Annotated in this window: 17 protein-coding genes; 2 read left to right on the top strand and 15 right to left on the bottom strand. The window is 59.7% G+C overall.

Features of this window, described 5'->3' with window-relative positions; genetic code table 11:
• Positions 1-163: 163 nt before the first annotated feature.
• Entirely contained in the window at positions 164-964 is an 801-nt protein-coding gene (locus tag AB4N84_RS17750; RefSeq protein ID WP_460042442.1) for a DcrB/PsbP domain-containing protein, read from the top strand.
• A gap of 71 nt (positions 965-1,035) precedes the next feature.
• Here AB4N84_RS17750 and AB4N84_RS17745 read toward each other — a convergent pair whose 3' ends face one another.
• On the bottom strand, positions 1,036-1,671 hold the full coding sequence (locus AB4N84_RS17745; protein ID WP_460042441.1) for a LysE family translocator: 636 nt from the start codon (positions 1,669-1,671) through the stop codon (positions 1,036-1,038).
• Between the two features lie 330 nt (positions 1,672-2,001).
• On the opposite strand from AB4N84_RS17745, the gene AB4N84_RS17740 reads away from it, so the two are divergent.
• A complete protein-coding gene (locus AB4N84_RS17740; RefSeq protein WP_460042439.1) occupies positions 2,002-3,081 on the top strand; it encodes a diguanylate cyclase in 1,080 nt (359 codons plus the stop codon).
• A 1-nt stretch (position 3,082) separates the two neighbouring features.
• On the opposite strand, the gene AB4N84_RS17735 is transcribed toward AB4N84_RS17740, so the two are convergent.
• From AB4N84_RS17735 to AB4N84_RS17670, 14 genes are all read right to left on the bottom strand, one after another.
• Complete coding sequence (locus tag AB4N84_RS17735) at positions 3,083-3,994, bottom strand: hypothetical protein (RefSeq protein WP_460042438.1); 912 nt, start codon at positions 3,992-3,994, stop codon at positions 3,083-3,085.
• Between the two features lie 597 nt (positions 3,995-4,591).
• Complete coding sequence (locus AB4N84_RS17730; RefSeq protein WP_460042437.1) at positions 4,592-5,803, bottom strand: efflux RND transporter periplasmic adaptor subunit; 1,212 nt, start codon at positions 5,801-5,803, stop codon at positions 4,592-4,594.
• Between the two features lie 46 nt (positions 5,804-5,849).
• Positions 5,850-7,316: a TolC family protein gene (locus AB4N84_RS17725; RefSeq protein WP_460047050.1), complete on the bottom strand. Its 1,467-nt coding sequence runs from the start codon at positions 7,314-7,316 to the stop codon at positions 5,850-5,852.
• An 83-nt stretch (positions 7,317-7,399) separates the two neighbouring features.
• On the bottom strand, positions 7,400-8,119 hold the full coding sequence (locus AB4N84_RS17720) for a hypothetical protein (RefSeq protein WP_074753042.1): 720 nt from the start codon (positions 8,117-8,119) through the stop codon (positions 7,400-7,402).
• Positions 8,120-8,179: 60 nt separating this feature from the next.
• Entirely contained in the window at positions 8,180-9,388 is a 1,209-nt protein-coding gene (locus AB4N84_RS17715; RefSeq protein ID WP_460042435.1) for an ABC transporter permease, read from the bottom strand.
• Positions 9,375-10,094: an ABC transporter ATP-binding protein gene (locus AB4N84_RS17710; RefSeq protein WP_074753044.1), complete on the bottom strand. Its 720-nt coding sequence runs from the start codon at positions 10,092-10,094 to the stop codon at positions 9,375-9,377. The genes AB4N84_RS17715 and AB4N84_RS17710 overlap by 14 nt, the downstream gene beginning before the upstream one ends.
• Positions 10,095-10,250: 156 nt before the next feature.
• On the bottom strand, positions 10,251-10,517 hold the full coding sequence (locus AB4N84_RS17705) for a LuxR C-terminal-related transcriptional regulator (RefSeq protein ID WP_074753045.1): 267 nt from the start codon (positions 10,515-10,517) through the stop codon (positions 10,251-10,253).
• A 423-nt stretch (positions 10,518-10,940) separates the two neighbouring features.
• Positions 10,941-11,411: a VOC family protein gene (locus tag AB4N84_RS17700; RefSeq protein WP_074753046.1), complete on the bottom strand. Its 471-nt coding sequence runs from the start codon at positions 11,409-11,411 to the stop codon at positions 10,941-10,943.
• 37 nt (positions 11,412-11,448) lie between these two features.
• A complete protein-coding gene (locus tag AB4N84_RS17695) occupies positions 11,449-11,895 on the bottom strand; it encodes a YybH family protein (protein ID WP_460042434.1) in 447 nt (148 codons plus the stop codon).
• Positions 11,892-12,284: a YciI family protein gene (locus AB4N84_RS17690; protein ID WP_074753180.1), complete on the bottom strand. Its 393-nt coding sequence runs from the start codon at positions 12,282-12,284 to the stop codon at positions 11,892-11,894. The genes AB4N84_RS17695 and AB4N84_RS17690 overlap by 4 nt, the downstream gene beginning before the upstream one ends.
• A gap of 165 nt (positions 12,285-12,449) precedes the next feature.
• A complete protein-coding gene (locus AB4N84_RS17685; protein ID WP_460042432.1) occupies positions 12,450-13,721 on the bottom strand; it encodes an RNA polymerase sigma factor in 1,272 nt (423 codons plus the stop codon).
• Positions 13,722-13,804: 83 nt separating this feature from the next.
• A complete protein-coding gene (locus AB4N84_RS17680; RefSeq protein ID WP_460042430.1) occupies positions 13,805-15,124 on the bottom strand; it encodes an MFS transporter in 1,320 nt (439 codons plus the stop codon).
• 110 nt (positions 15,125-15,234) lie between these two features.
• Positions 15,235-16,020, bottom strand: coding sequence for a helix-turn-helix transcriptional regulator (locus tag AB4N84_RS17675; protein ID WP_460042429.1), 786 nt, complete (start codon positions 16,018-16,020; stop codon positions 15,235-15,237).
• Between the two features lie 69 nt (positions 16,021-16,089).
• The gene (locus AB4N84_RS17670; RefSeq protein ID WP_460042427.1) at positions 16,090-16,575 is read right to left on the bottom strand and encodes a GNAT family N-acetyltransferase; all 486 of its coding nucleotides are present in this window, start codon (positions 16,573-16,575) and stop codon (positions 16,090-16,092) included.
• Between the last annotated feature and the right edge of the window lie 8 nt (positions 16,576-16,583).

The raw sequence follows: 16,583 nt of genomic DNA, 5'->3' as shown, positions 1-16,583 counted from the left end.
GACAGCGCCGAACCTGAACAAGGGCAACCTGTAAGGCGTCCGGCGAAACCGGCCGTTGCCGAGATGCACGGCGTCTGAATGTTGGACATGAACCTATCTACGGCTTCTCTGCGTCAGGCAAAATGCCGACCCTCTGTAGGAATTGGCTTTTAACGAGGTAGGAATGCGCTCGCTCAATCTGAAAACTGTCGTGGTCAGTGGTGTTCTGGCCCTGTGCCTGGGCATGACCGGTGCGCAGGCGGCGACTGACACTCCGCAGCCCGCCACCTCGACCAAAACCACTCAGTCGTCCAAGACCTCGAAGACTTCACCCCCTTCGAAGACCGCCAAAACCTCGAAGACTTCCACAACGTCAAAAACCGCCAAAAGCTCAAAGACATCAAAAACCTCAAAGACGACCAAGACCTCCAAGACGTCGAAAACCTCAAAGACATCGAAGACGTCGAAGTCCGCCAAGACCGTGCCCAAGCCCGTCCCCGCGCCATCCGCGACGCAGCAGGTGACGATGCTTGGCGGCAAGTACGTTTTCGCGCTGCCCAAGGATTACGTCGAAGGGCCGATGGAAGAGATTGACGACAAGGCCCGCGCCGCTGGCGTCACCGGTTCGCTGTACATGAACAAACCTGAGAAACGCGTGGTGATCGTGACCGAAACACCTTTGCCGGATGGGCAGAACGCTCCGTCCAACGACTCCCAGACCCTGGACAACATCATCGCGGAGACCCTCGTCCAGCAGCAGTCCAGCTACAAGGACTTCAGCAAGCTGGGCGAGAAAAAGATCGTCCGCCAAGGCCTCGATCTGCGCCAGCTCGACATCTCCGGCAGCGTTGAAGGCGGCAAGGTGCTGAGCACCACCATTGCCGCGATCTCAGGCAATCGCACTGCCGTGGTTAACGTGATTTCGCTGGAAAAAGACGTCAAATCGCATGAAGCGCTGGTGAACAGTTTGACGGGCGGCAAGTGAGGGTTGCTGCTTTTTTGGCAGCGATTGCAGCCTTAGAAGCAGCACTTTTCAAGCGTTGCCGAAACATGCCCTCACCTACGCCCCTCCACCGCCATCCGTACCGCAAATCCAAACAACACCGTTCCCATCAGATAGCGCTGAACGTTGGCCCAGGTCGGCTTGGTGGAAAGGAAGACTGCGATCGAGCCTGCGGCCATGGCGACCATCGCGTTCACGGTCAGGCTGACGCCGATCTGCGCGCTGCCCAGCACCAGCGACTGGCTGAGGACGCTGGTGCCGTTGCCTACCGTGATGAACTGCGGCAGCAGTGACAGGTAGAGCACCGCGACTTTCGGGTTGAACAGGTTGGTCATCAAGCCCATGAGGAACAGTTGTTTGGGGCTGTCCTGCGGCAGGTTTTTGACCTGAAAAGGCGAGCGGCCGCCCGGTTTGACGGCTTGCCAGGCGAGGTAGAGCAGGTACACAGCGCCTGCGATGCGCAAGGTGTCGTAGGCGTAGGGCACGGCCATGACCAGGCCGGTGATGCCGAATGCCGCGCAAAGCATATAGAAGATGAAACCGATGCCGACGCCGCCCAAGGAGATCAGACCGGCCTTGCGACCTTGTGAGATGGATCGCGAAATCACGTAAATCATGTTCGGCCCCGGTGTCAGGACCATTCCGAGTGAGATGAGGGCAAAGGCAACGAGGTTGGCGAGTTCTGGCATGAGGAGGTCCGGCGGCAGGTTCGGAGAGCCGGCGAACGGCGCTCGGCGGGTCGCGCCATTGCATCGCAACACCGGCAGCCATAAAAGACACAGATCACGGAAAAATCGACCCTGACAGATGAGCTGCCCGGTGGTGTACCCACCAATACCGACTACGCTTGGCGCATTCGACTGGGCGCTCGGGGTGAAAAGAGCGACAGCCGGTGTCGATTATTTGGTTAATAGTGGCAAATGGCTCTTCCCAGCATCCAGCAGGCAAGCGACACTCTGAATCGTTGGTGTGGCCGATGTTTCAGTCGGGATGCGGCGTCATGAACCCGGTGAAGAGCTATGAACACCTCACGTCATAAAGGTCTCTCGTTTGCTCGGCGGATGTACGTGCCGCGCACGGTCGGGCTGGGCATCGGCTTCTTCACGGTCGCCGCGGCGCTGTACCCGTCACACCCGCCTGCGTGGGTATGGGTCGCGCTGGTTCTGCACGGATACGGCTGGTCACACATGGCGTACCTGCTGGCCAAACACTCAAAAAAGCCCTACGCGGCCGAGCGCCGTAACCTTATTTACGATTCGCTGTTAGGCGGATTCTGGGCCGGTGCAATGGGCCTCAATCCCTTGCCTACGGTCACGGCGCTGTCGATGCTGGCGATGAATAACATTGCGGCGGGCGGCCCACGATTGTTTCTGGTTGGCTGCGGGGCGCAAATAGCCGGCGCGCTGGTGGGCTGGTTCATCCTCCTGCCGGCACTGTTTCCGGCGATCACCCAAGTGCAGGTGTACGCCTGCCTGCCGATGCTGGTGATTTACCCGATGGCGATCGGCCTGGTCTGCTATCGCGTGGCAGTGCAGTTGTCCAAAAGCAAGAAAGCACTGGAAAAGCTCAGCACCACAGACAGCCTGACCGGCCTCATGAACCACGGCGCATGGAAAGACCTGCTGACCGTCGAGTTCAACAACTGCCAGACCCTGAACCGGCAGAACAGCGTGGCGCTGATCGACATCGATCATTTCAAGACCATCAACGACACGTACGGCCACATCATCGGCGACAACGTGCTCAAACAACTGAGCGGCGTCCTTACCGCCGGCCTGCGCGAAACCGATCTGGCGGGTCGCTACGGGGGTGACGAATTCTGCGTGATCCTCCCCGACACCACACTGGCCCAGGCAACCGATATTCTCGAACGCTTGCGGCGCACGGTCCACGAGCACACCCACTCAGCCCTCCCCGACCTGAAGCTCAGCCTGAGTATCGGCATCGCGCCCTACGCCTCGCACCTCACCGACGCGGGCATGTGGCTGCATGAAGCCGACATGGCGCTGTACGACGCCAAGAGCACCGGGCGAAACCGAGTCACGTCGGCCAAGCCCGGTGTGAGGGCGTGTGAGACATTGAGTCCGGAGCTTGAGTGAGTCAGCGTCGGAGACGCGCAATGGTTTCGAAAAGAGTGGGTAGTGGATTTTTTTCAAGGTATTTTTTTATAGCGTCGCCCACCGTCATGGAAACGGCTCCAGAAGAACTGGTAGCGCCGGGCAAAGGCGATTCATGCCCCCCTGCATCTTTTTTTAAAGTTGACGCCGTGTTCAACGGCATCCTCGTCTTCAAATCGTAAACCTCTGTAGACAGATGCTTGACCCAGTTCTTTTGATTGGGTTGAAAAAGAGAGAACCGAGTACCGAAGTCTTCTCTATTCACCCCCACTGTAGAAAATTTATTGACCACCTGCTCGACAAATTCAAAGTTCAGATAAGTCAGCGCACTGTACCGTGCATCCAACGCGTGCTGTAGAAACGCCTTATCCAACTGCGTGGTCTGGAACCCATCGCTTTGCAGAATGCGCGTGGCGGTGGCCGCATTCTTCTCTGTGAAGAAATAAGTGACCTCGTGCCCATCAAGATCAAAGTTCATGCCGGGGCTCTGCGGCAGGATGCGTCGGCCGTTATCGTCAAGCCTAAACTTCGCAATGCTGCACGCCAAGTCGTCCACATAAGCAAGATCAGCCCCCTCATCGCTCGCAAACTGATAGACATCGCAGAGCAATTTACGGTCATCCATTGTCAGAAATGGCATGGGATCCACTGCCTCCAGCCACTTTGAAGGGTGGCTTACAGCGGGTTCCTTAAGGTGTCCCGCGAACAGTCGAGACATCAAGAGTGCCTTACCACTCAACGACACGGGTGTAGAGCTCGGAGCCGTATTGTCGGTCGAAGACATCAAAGGTGCCGGCCGGATCTCCTCAGGGCTTTTTGCGAAAGTGGCGGAAGTGGCGGAAGTGGCGGAAGTGGGAAATGCTGAGCCACTGCCACCCGAAATTGAAAGACTCATGGTGATCTCCTTCAAAAGCCCGCCCTCGCACCGGAGGACGGGTGTGTCATTTAATAACTCAGGTTGAAGCGCACCCAATCTTCACCGGAAGGCTGGCTGTTCCGGCTTCCGCCCGCTGCTGAGTAGTGACGGATGACCGCGATAGATCCAGGCCTGAAGAGTTCACCTCTAAAGCGATAACTCGTACCCGACGAGTTAGGAGCAATCGACTCACATTCATCAGGATTTGATCCGGAGCCATAACAAAGCTGTACCGTCTCACCTACGCTTTGAGGAAATCCAGTTGTACTCCACTGGATCGACTCCAGGGTATAAGACGCTCGAGGTCTCGTATCCATATATCCAATTGGGAACGCTGCCCCTCCAATACCGGGCGATACGATTATCCGATGAGGCATTTTCGATTTTGTCACTGAAAACTCCCCCGCCACCCCTGATATAGATACAAACATCAACGCCAGTGGCAAAAGTTTCTTTGTCATCATCAACTTCCTTATTTCTTGTTTTGATTTATTCAGGCAAAGAGAACCTCGTGAGTGAAACTCACTTAAAGCTCTAAACCTGTTTATTACGGGGTAAAAACGTTCAAACAAATACCTAATCCATACTCACCTCCCGCCTCACAAAACCGGCTTCCAAGCCAAACACTTCAACGCCTTGTGCGGTCGTTTTGCCCAAGGTGACGGAACGACGCACACCGGGTTGATCTAAAGCAGGTCGATGGAACACATAGTGCTTGCCGCCCTCTTCGCCGATTGCATCAGCAGGCAGCACCACGGCGTCGGGGTTCTGGTAGCTGAGAATCGACAGGCGGGCACTCATACCCAAACGCAATCCAGAGACGCTTGGCGGCTCATGCGCCGCCATCGCGACGGTAACGTGATAGGACGCGCCATCGCCGTGCAGGTCGGAGCCGAGAGCGTGTGCGCCGACCGAGCTGATGGTGCCGCGCAACGCGCCTTCAAAGCCGTCACCGCTGATATCGACAGCCATGCCCTCCCGCAGCTGGTTGATGTCCATCTCATCGACTTTGGCGATCACGCTCAGGTGTTCGACGCTGGCAATGCCGAACAATGCCTGCCCTTGGTTCAAGCGCACGCCGGGTTCGACCGGCTTGTCAGCACTGCCCGAAGGGCCATGCGGCAAGCGCACGATGATGCCTGCGAACGGTGCCCGAACTTCGCCACGCTGCGCCAAAACCAGTAATGACTCATGGCGCGCACGAGCGTTGGCCAGTTGCATGTCGGCGATTTGTCGATGCTCGCCTTGCCCGCGCTTGCTTGTCTGGAGCAACTCGGCCTGAGCGGCCTTCACATCGAGACTCTGGGTGTTCAACTGCTGCTCGAGACTGTCGACCTCCATCCGCGGGACGATGCCTTGCTCCAGCAATCCCTGGGTTTCGACAAGCTTGCGTCGGGTGTCGGCCAGCCCCAGCTGGCTGCTGCTCAATGCCCTGCGCGCTCGCGCCATTTCCTCTCCATCAGCCCAGTTTTCAAGCGCATTCACTGCGCTTTCGGCTTTGAGACGTTCGGCCAACGCGTCGCGAATCTGCATGCCCAGCAGGTCGGTGTTGAGTCTGAGCAGCAATTGCCCTCTGGCCACTCGTTGGTCGTCGGAAAACAGTTTTTCCTCGACGGTCCCCTCGAAGGGCGCGCTCAGGGTGATCGATGAAGCGGGCACAATTCGCCCGATCAGGCCGATCCTGTGTTCGAGCGGTGCCGCCACGACCGGCAGCCAGCCGCGATCCGAAGCAGGTTCAGAGGACGTGGTCAATCCCGTGAACGCAACGGCGCCGAACATAAGGATCATCAGGGGGATCCCAATGAAAAACACCCCGGACCTGAAACGAGACCGATCAGTCATTGAGGGCGATCTCCCAGCTGTCCAGCGTTGTGCCCAGGCGTTCATCCAACTGAGTCTGTGCATTGAGGTAGGCGATCAGCGCGTTGAGCACAGCATTCTCCGAGCGCCGCAAATCCTCTTCGAAACTGAGCACCTGGAAGTTGCTGGTGCGACCGGCCTGCAGCTTCTGTTGCTCCACGGCCAGTTTCCGCTGTGACAGGCTGCGGCTGCGCAAGGCGATCTCGTACTGCCGCCAGTGTGCCTGCAAGGTACGGATGGCATCGCCAACCTCACGCTCCAGCGATTGCTGTGCTTCAGCGTGCAGAAGGTCCTGACTGTCCACCGCGACCTGAGCGCTGACCAGCCGTTGACGCTGCCCGGGATCGCCGATAGGAACCTCAAGCTGCACCCCTGCATAGGTGCTCCAGCGTCGGTCGACGCCGCGTTTCGCGTCGGAGGACCAGGCATCACGAGCCTGCTCCGCGCCTGCGACCAGTGAGAGATCCCACAACTGCTGGCTTTTTGCGACCAGCAGATCGACCTCTGCGAGCTCTAGCGCAATACGCTGTTGAAGGAAGCCGGGCTGCCGCTGGCGCGCGATCTCGAGCGCCTGATCCCGGTCGATCTCGACAGAGGTGGCGGTCAGCTCTTCGCTGGCACGCAGTGGCGTTGAAAGATCGAGCGCCAGCAATTGCAATAAAGCCCGGCGGCTGGACGCCAGATGATGAGAAGCCTGCTCCGCGTTGAGCTCCTGATACGCAAGGTCCGCTTCGTTCTGAAGACGGTCCACACGCGCCATGCGCCCTGCTGCAATCAGTGCATCGTTGACCTTCAATTGCTCGCGGGATCGCCCAAGTGCATCGCTGACGATACGCAATTGCTCCTGCGCCTTGAGCAACTCGCGGTAAGCGGAAACGATCTGCGTGACGCTTTGCGCCACAGACGCCTGTAAGCCAAGCCGATGGCTGTGCTCGCTTAACCGGGCTCGACGCCGAGGCGCAGTGACGACGTCGTGCCCGGCGTTTCTCAACAATGGCTGAATGACTTCGAACGTCAATCCGCGTTGCTGTTTGTGACCGCCTTTTTGCGCCTGATTGAAACGCTGCGCCCAAGACAAGCTGAACATCGTGCCCCATTCGTTGTTCAGCGTGACCTTGGGCGCTACGCTCAGTTCACGCCCACGGTCATGGGAGCTCCGCTGCTCGCGGTGCTGGCTGCCCAGCACCAGCCTGGGCGAGAAAAACGCCTCCGCCACCTGTAAGTCGAATTTCTGCGCCACACGTTGCAGATAAGAACGACGAATGTCCCGGTTGCGGCGCAAGCCCAGCGCCACTGCATCGGCAAGGCTCACGTTCACACTCGTTGCCTGCGCTGCACGCGGCATTGAAGGCTGATGGGCCATGGTCGGCCGACTAGCCGCCGACAGCGGCGCGGTATCACCTCGTGCCTGTCCCACGGCCACTGCATTCATCAACACCATCAACGGTGCAGCGCATCCCAGCCAGCGCACCGAGCGAGGATGACGGACTGCGGACGACCCGGATGACTTGCCAGCCATCGTGTTCACAGCAATGGGTCTATCGGGCTTTGTATCTGCTTGAGGAGATCGAGTGGCGTGACCGTTTCAAGCAGCGTCACCAGGCTTTCCTCAAGCTTCAGTGGACCGTACAGCCCCTCTTCACGCTCCAGATGAGCCAACTGCACCTCTCGGTAAGCACCGGGATAGATGCTCTGTTCAATGGGCAGCAGACGATCGAAATGCTCCAGCAACCCTTGAAAAACAATGCGCCGCTCCACCACGCCGCGCGTGGTCGCGATCAGTTTTATAAAGAACTCTGAATCACCCTGGCGCATGGCTTCATAGGCTGCGTATCGCTCGACGAGCGTGTAGGCACCCGACTCATCGAAAATGACGCAGCAAAGCGCTTCGCGTGTACGCCCGTTGAACGGGTTGTGCGCTGCAACACGGCGGTTGCTCTGGGCAAGCGCAAAGGCAACGGCGAGCTCAGCCTCTTGCCGCCGCCGTGCGCTGCCGAGACGAGTCAGGTCATCCAGTGAAGGCGCCTGCCGCCCCAACCGCTCGATTTCGGCGCAAAACGTGGCAAACAACCCTTGCGGGCCGAACCACTTTCGATGGATGGCTTGAAGCTGATCCCTGGACATTGCGCCTTGGCGGTCCAGCAATCGCCGGAAATCACGGGTTAATTCCCTATTACCCTGTTCTTGCGCATGTCGCGGCGTGTCTTTCGCCCTGTCGCCTTGAATTGAGCTGTATGCAGTCATTTTTATCGTTCCTTGTTGTTTTCAATTTATTGTTTGGGCATCACTGCACCGAGCGGTCCATTAGTCATCCCGAAGCGCGGTAGCTGGAGAAAGGCGCGCAGCCACCACGGCGGGGTAGCTGCCAAAAAACAGTCCGATCAGCAGCGAACTGCCAACGCCCAGCAACAGCGAGTCGAAGGACAGGCTCAAAGGCCAGCCACTGCACCGGGAGAACCCCCACGCGACCACGCTGCCCAAGAGCGCGCCTGACAAGGCGCCCGCCACGGAAAGATGCGAGGCTTCCAGCAAAAACAGGGCGCGAATATCGCGAGGACGGGCGCCTAGCGCCATGCGCACGCCAATCTCTCGCCGACGCTCACGAACACTCATCAGCATCACGTTCATCACCCCGACACCCGCAACGATGAGGGAGATGCCCCCCAACCCCGCCAGTAACCAGGCAAAGGTTTGCGCCTGATGCTTGAGGCTTTCAATCAGTTGTCGAGGGATCTGCACCGCCACGTCACGACCGCCCAGTTGCGCGCTCAGGCGCGCTTCAAGGGAATGCGCCACCGATTGCAGGTCTGCCTGTGGCGACGCCCTGGCCACGACATTGCCGATGCGAGCCGTTGACGACAGCCGCCTCATGCCAGGTGCCGGAATAAACACCGACGAATCCACGGACACCGGGATCAGGGGGTTATGGGGTTTGGGCGCCAGCACACCGATGACCTGATATTGGTAATCACCCATCGTCAGCAGGTCCCCCGGATGCGCTGCACGGCCTGAAACGGTGAGGGATTTCGCAACCTCTGCGCCCAGCACAACGACCAACGCGTGGCCGTCCATCGGCGAAAGGAAACGTCCGGAAGCAGGATGCAGGTCGATGATCATCGCCAGCGCGGCCGTGGTCCCGATCACTGAAGCGTCGTAACGGACACCCTGACGACCGATACGTGTGCCGTACTGACTGACCAAAGTAATGTGCATGAGATCCGGAACCGAATGCATCAATGCCGGCGTGTCCACGGTTTGGGGCAACAACATTTTGCGCCCGGAAAAACCAGGAAAATTCGCCACCAGCGTCTCCGTGCCCATGCCCTTGAACGTGCGCATCGTGTCCTCGGAGGCGCTTCGTCCGATGTCCAGCAGTGCGACCACAGAAGCACTGCCTACAACGATTCCCAGCAACGCCAGCCAGGACCGCTGCCCCATCGAGCGCAAATTTTCCAACGACTCGGCCCAGTGCATCCGCCACCTGCGGCACGCCGCGAACTCAAGCGGTGACATGCTCGACACGCTCTTGAAGCCGACCCTCGGTGACCTCGATCCTACGGGCAAAACGCTGCACCAGGCTCGCATCATGGGTGACCATGACCAGTGTGACCCGATGGTGATGGTTGAGCCCCAGCAACAGCTCGAGAATGTCGTTGGCGCAATGCTGGTCGAGATTGCCGGTGGGCTCGTCGGCCAGAATCAACGTCGGTTTTCCGACCAGTGCCCTGGCAATCGCCACGCGCTGGCGCTGGCCGCCCGACAGGTCGGCGGGCCGGTGTTGTGCACGATGAGCCAAACCCACCGCCTGCAAGTGTTCTGCAGCCAGCGCCCGCGCCGCGTCACGGGTGTGATTGCGGTAAAGAAGCGGTAACGCGACGTTGTCCAACGCGCTCAATCGCGGCAATAAATTAAAGGACTGGAAAATGAACCCCAGGTAACGATTGCGCCACTGCGCAAGGCTGTCCGCGGAGGCGGTCATGACATCGTGGCCGAAAAACTCAACCTGCCCACCTGCCGGACGCTCGAGCAGCCCCAGGATATTCAGCAGCGTGCTTTTGCCTGACCCGGATGCGCCGACCACTGCACAGGTGTCGCCCCGGTGGAGGGTAAAGTCGACCGAGTCGAGACCACACACGGCCGAAGCACGCTGAGCGTAATGCTGATGGACGCCTCTCAATTTAAACAAAGCCGATAAACAATCACCCGACACTTCACCCATAGCCACTCCCTGGCACCCGCCTCGTAAAACGCATTATTAATATTCGATCAACTACTTTTCACACACGCACAGAGTCACTCCCGAAAAACCATTCCCGAGGCACAATCCATTCTCACAAAAACGAAAAACTCAGAGCGCTTATTATGCGCATATCAATCAGCGATACAATCCGTCAAATGTAGGGGGTGTGGGTGTTTTTTTCTTACGGGATGACGCGACGTGTAATGCCAAGAGTTGTGCGCGATTCTTTACCTCATTCTTCTTCAAAAGCGCCGACACATGGTCGCGAGCCGTGTAATCGCTGATGCCCAGCTGCTGGGCGATGTCCTTGTTGGTGTAGCCCAATAACACCAGTTGCAGCACCTCACACTCCCGTGGTGTGGCCCGGGTTAATCGTTTCCGCTTGCGCTCTTGTCCCAGCATTGCCGTGTACCGACCTCGATTAGTTATCTGCCGTGGCTTAAACAACCATCGGCTTCGGAAGATTTTTATTGAGATTATCTTCGTGTTTTTTTGACGTATTAATACCAAGAGCTCACAAGGTTAATATGAGCACCTAAAGAAGTAATTATTCCTACAGCAATGAAAGAAACTTCACAGGGCCAGTCTTACAAATAGGACGATCGCGCACACAACGTCACCTGCAAACGATAAGTTCACGTGATCATGGGCTGGATAGTTGTATAGACAGGAACGATATACGTCGCAAATGATAATTACAATCATCTGTTACAAATGAGCTGTCGGTGCATCAGGCAGGGTGTGGGCCGCGGCGGGAATGCAGCCACGGCCTGCGCCCGAAAAAGCGCGGACCGTGGGATCGGAACGGATGTGTCTGACAGGGTTTCAGGACGCCGGCTGGCCAAACATCTCCATCGCACGCTCGCGAATCTCGTCCGGCGAAAGGTCTTCCTTGTGCGTGCCAATGAACCAGAGGTGCCCGAACGGATCGCGGACGCTGCCACTGCGATCCCCGTAAAACATGTCCTGCACCTCGGTCACGACGCTGGCGCCCGCCTCCACTGCGCGCTTGAACTGTTCGTCGACATCGGGCACGTACAGGTGCATGGCGAACGAGGTCTTGCTGCCCGGTGGCGGGCTGACAAATCCGCCTTGATCACAGGGCTCGGCCAGCATCAGCCGTGAATCGCCGATCTGCAGTTCGGCGTGGCCGACGCGCCCGCCGGGGGCGTCCAGACGAAACATTTCCTGGGCACCGAAGGCTTTCTTGTAAAACTCGATGGCCTCGGCTGCGGGTGAAACACCCATGTAGACGGTCAGGCTGTGCTGGCCCTCGGGGATCGGTTTAACGCTCATGACAGGTCTCCTCTAGCGTGTCTTATCGGATCAGGTATCAGGGCTGAAGGTCGAACAGCGCCTTGCTGGTCGCCATGTCAAAGGGCGCGGAAAAGTGTTCGTGGACGGCCTTCCAGCCGTCGGCGGTTTTGCGGTAGCCCGCCGTGGCGCGCATCCAGGACGACTTCACCTCGCCCTTCTCGTCTGTGCCGCCGCACTTGTTCAGCCAGTGCGCGAACGCGACGTCGCCGTCGGCGTGAATCGTCAACTGATGGGTTTCGAACAACATCGCGCCCTCACACATGCCCAGACAGAACGCCCAGTGCTGGCGGTAGGCATCCGCGCCCTTGAATTGCAGCTGGATGATCGCGTCGTAGGCCACGATGTCGGGCGCGTAGTAACGCATGATCGCGTCGAGATCCTTGTCGCGGACCGCTGCGCACCAGCGCTCCAGCAGCGCCTGAATCTGTTGCGGGTCGGTACTGACAGGGGATGACTGGCTCATGACTGACCTCCCGCGGCAAGGGCCGGCGTTGGTTGTTCGTCGTGCTGCAGGTTCAACGTCCTCACGGGGCGTACTTCCACACTGCCGACCCGTGCGGCCGGAATGTGCGCCGCGACCTGTAAGGCCTCGTTCAGGTCGCGCGCCTCGATCAGGTAGAAGCCCGCGAGCTGCTCTTTGGTTTCGGCGAAAGGACCGTCGGTGATCGACACTTTGCCGTTGCGCATTCTGACGGTGGTCGCGGTTTCCACCGACTCCAGCGGTTCGGCGGCGAGCATGCGGCCGCTGGCCTGCACGGACTGCGCATACGCCAGGCACTCGTCATCCCGAGGGCTGTCCGGGTGCGAATGCAGGGTGTGCTCGTTGCTGTAGATCAGACACAGGTATTTCATGACGACCTCCATCAGGCGCGTAAAGCCGCCCTCAATGAATGTATGGCTCATGACGCTGGACTGCTCAGGGCTTTTGTCTGGCCCTGTTACAGAATTAGTCGTTTGACGATCAGGCAGATCGACATCGGTGAACACGTTTTTCCTGCGGCTGACCAACGGTCATGCTTAAGTCGGCAGATCATTCAGGCAGCGCTGCAGAAAACGTCGATCTACGCCCTGTTGTGCCAGTCCGATGGCCTTGAGATAAGCGACGCGGGCTTCGTCATAACGCCCAAGCCTGCGGCACATATCAGCGCGCGCGGCCCACGCCAGGTGGTAACCCTCCAGTTCGCCACTGGCCAGCAATGCATCCACCCGCGTCAACGCCACTTCAGGGCCCTGCACCATCGCCAAGGCAACGGCCCGGTTGAGTTGCACCACGGCCGAATCGTTGAAACGCAGCAAGACGTCATACAGCCCGACGATCTGCGGCCAGTCGGTGTCCTCGGCCAGGCGGGCTTCTGCATGCACCGCGGCAATGGCGGCTTGCACGCTGTAGGCCCCGCCCCTGCCGGAACGCAGCGCCTGTTCCACCAGCGCTTCGCCCTCCTCGATCAAAGGTCGGTGCCACAGGCTTCGGTCCTGCTGATCGAGCATCACCGGTTCGCCGTCGGAGGACAGTCGCGCTGGACGCCGGGACTCGACCAACAGCATCAAACCGAGTAAGCCCGCGACTTCAGGTTCAGGCAGCAGACCGAGCAACAGGCGACCCAACCGAATCGCCTCAGCCGACAGATCGCTGCGGGTCAAATGTTCACCGGATGACGCGAAATAGCCTTCGTTGAACACCAGATAAATCACCCGCAGCACCGCCTCCAGCCGTTCGGGCAACTCGCTGTGGGTGGGCACTTCGTAGGGGATGTGCGCGTCGCGAATCTTGTTCTTGGCGCGCACGATGCGCTGGGCAACGGTCGATGGGGTGATGAGAAAGGCGCGGGCAATTTCTTCGGTCGTGAGGTCGCACACTTCACGCAAGGTCAGTGCGACTTGGGCATCGGGGCTCAAGGCCGGGTGACAACAGACGAAGATCAACCGCAGTCGGTCATCCTCCACGCGGTCGAGGTCGGCGCGATCATCGTGCAACTGGTCTTCGAGTTGGTGCGCCAGCTCGCTGAGGGAGGCGTCGAAACGCGCGCGACGACGCAGGCTGTCGATGGCCTTGAAGCGGCCCGCCGACACCAGCCAGGCGCGCGGGTTGTCGGGCATTCCCGCGTGCGGCCATTGCTCGACGGCCGCAATGAAGGCGTCCTGCAGGGCTTCTTCGGCCCGTTCAAAATTGCCCAGCAGACGAATCAGGGTGGCGAGGACACGCCGGGATTCCTGACGATAGAGGTTATCGACATGCGCACGAATGACTGCCGTGGTGCTGAGATCGTTCTGATTAGAGTTGTCGCTCATGCCCACACTCGCCGACGACTGTTCCGATAGTGGTCGGCCAAGCGTAGTAGGGGATCGGGCGTCGCTCAACGACGCCCCGACGGTCAGTGACCGCAGTGCGCCGCTGCGGTGTCGTCCACCTGCATGCCTTTGCGCATGCCGAAGAACAGTGCGGTCATAAGCCCCACTGCGCCCATGATCACGCAGTAGCCCACGCACACCCACGGGCTCCACGGCATCAGGGCGATCAGCGCCAGCGGCGTGGTGCTGGCCCACAGCGCGTAACTGATGTTGTAGGTCAACGAGATGCCCGACACGCGAATCGTCGCCGGGAACAGTCCGACCATGACTGACGGCACGACGCCGACGATGCCACAGGCCAGCCCCGCCAGCGCGTACGCCAGACTGATCGGCAACCACTGAATCACCAGACTGGCGTACAACAGGCCGACGCCGAGCGGCAGCAGCAGGCTGTACAGGATCACGCCGCGCCAGGCACCGATGCGGTCCACCAGCATGCCCGCCAGCACACACCCGATATTGAGAAAGACAATGCCGACGCTGCTCAGCGCAAACGTGTCGCTGGCGCTCATGCCGAACCGCTGCTGCATGACCGTTGGCGTGATCACCACCAGGGTGACGACCGCCGAAGTCAGCACGCAGGTCAGCAACGCCGCCGGCAGCAAAGACTGGCGATGCCCCCGCACGACGGCGCGCAACGGCAGCTCGGTCATGCCTTCACGCTGCGCGTGCAACGCCATGAACACCGGCGTTTCGCTCAGCCAGCGACGCAACCAGACGCCGATCACGCCAAAGACACCACCCAGCAGGAACGGAATGCGCCAGGCGAAATCGAGGATTTCCGCATGGCTGTACACCTTCGCCAGCCAGGTCGCGGTCAGCGCACCGATCAGGTAACCGAAGGTCAGACCCGCTTGCAGAACACCCAGGGCGTAGCCGCGATGACCTTTGGGCGCGTGCTCGGCGACGAATACCCAAGCGCTCGGCACTTCACCGCCCACAGCCGCGCCTTGCAGGATGCGCAGCGCCAGCAGGATCAACGGCGCCCAGTAGCCGATGTCGGCGTAGGTCGGCATGACGCCAATCAGCAGACACGGCAACGCCATCATCAGGATGCTCAGGCTGAAAACCCGTTTGCGGCCCAGTTTGTCGGCAAAGTGCGCCATCAGGATGCCGCCCAGCGGGCGCGCCAGATACCCGGTGACGAAGATCCCGAAGCTTTGCAGCAAGCGCAGCCACTCGGGCATTTCCGGCGGAAAGAACAGCTGGCTGAGGGTCAGCGCGAAGAACACGAAGATGATGAAATCGTAGATTTCCAGCGCCCCGCCCAATGCCGCCAGGCCCAGGGTCTTATAGTCGCCCCGGCTGATCGGTTGTGGACGTGGTCGAAGAATGGCTGTCATGAAAGACCCCATTTGGCAGGTGAGAACGGCAGTTAGGTGCGACAAAGGCGCGCAGGATAACAAAGCTGACGACAGGAGGGTGGCTGGCAGAACACCGGACTTGCGTCACTTCACACGGCATACACGCCGGGGGTCATGCCGAACTGCGCGCTGAAGGCGCTGATAAACGTGCTGACGCTGTCGTAACCCAGCCGCTGGGCCACGCGATTGACGTTGTCCCCTTGCGAGAGCAGCTCCAGCGCCCGCTTCATCCGCGCGAGGATGCGCCACTGCATGAGCGACATGCCGGTTTCTGCCCGAAAATGGCGGGTCAGGCCGCGTCGGGACATGCCCACGCGACGTGCCCAGTCGTCCAGGCTCAATTTGTTGGCCGGGTCGGCGACGATGGTCAGGGTCATGCCGACCAGGTGCGGACTGCTGGGCATGGGCAGGAATAACGGCGTTGCCGGGGATATCTTCAGTTCATCGAACAGCACATCGAGTTGGCGATGCTGAGGCGCGGTGAACTCAGCCGGGCTTTCACGGCCGGCATCGTTGCCCCAGGCGGCAATGCGCTCGAGCAAAGCGCTGGACAGCGCAGTCATGTCGAACACCGTGGGCGTGACGGGAAACAACGGGCACATGTCGGGACGCAGGTAGATCATCCAGCCCTTCGCCGCCTCATGCACGCGCGCGGCGTGGGCAACGCCTGGCGGAATCCAGCCGATGTGCCGTGCGGGGACCACCCAACTGCCGGTGTCCAGCTCAGCCGTGATCACGCCCTGCCTGACCGCCCATAACTGCCCTTCGCGATACCGGTGCAACGTGTCATCACTGCCCGACTGCAACGGCTCGGCGTTGATCAGCAGCGGGCGTCCATCCTGGATACGGCGTTGCAACGGGTACTCTGCTGGCATGGCCCGGTTTCCCTGTTGAGAGGCCAGCCGACGGTACCAAGCCAACGTGATCGCCGCAAACCCGTTCGATCAATGCACGGAGTCCGCAGGCATCGCCCGCTCCATGTACAGGCTGCGCAGGGTGATCCCGCTCGGGTGTTGATAGGCTTCATCGCGGACCGCCACAAAGCCCATGGCCCGGTAGAAGTCGGCGGCGTTGAGCGAGGAATAGAGATACAGCCGGGAGAAATGCTCTTCGACGGCCATGGCTTCAAGCCCTTCCATCAATCGCTTGCCGATGCCTTTGCCCGCTTGGGCGGGTTCGACGAACAGCGCGATCAACTCGCCGCTCTGCCGGTCCAGAATCCCGTAGCCGAGCCGCTGACCGTCTTCCTCCGCGACCAGCGCGCAGCGGGTGGCGAACAACCGCAGATAGGATTCCGGCGGCGGTGATTCGCTCCAGATCCCGATCTGCTCGGGGGAATAGTGGCTCGCGCAGAGCTGCCGCACCGCGCGCGTACGCAACGACCACAGCAGAGGAATCTCAGGGACATCGCCCGTTCTCAGTTCAATCATCTTGCGGC

Source organism: Pseudomonas sp. S2_H01 (assembly GCF_054668305.1).
This window is presented reverse-complemented; position numbering and strand designations above follow the sequence as displayed.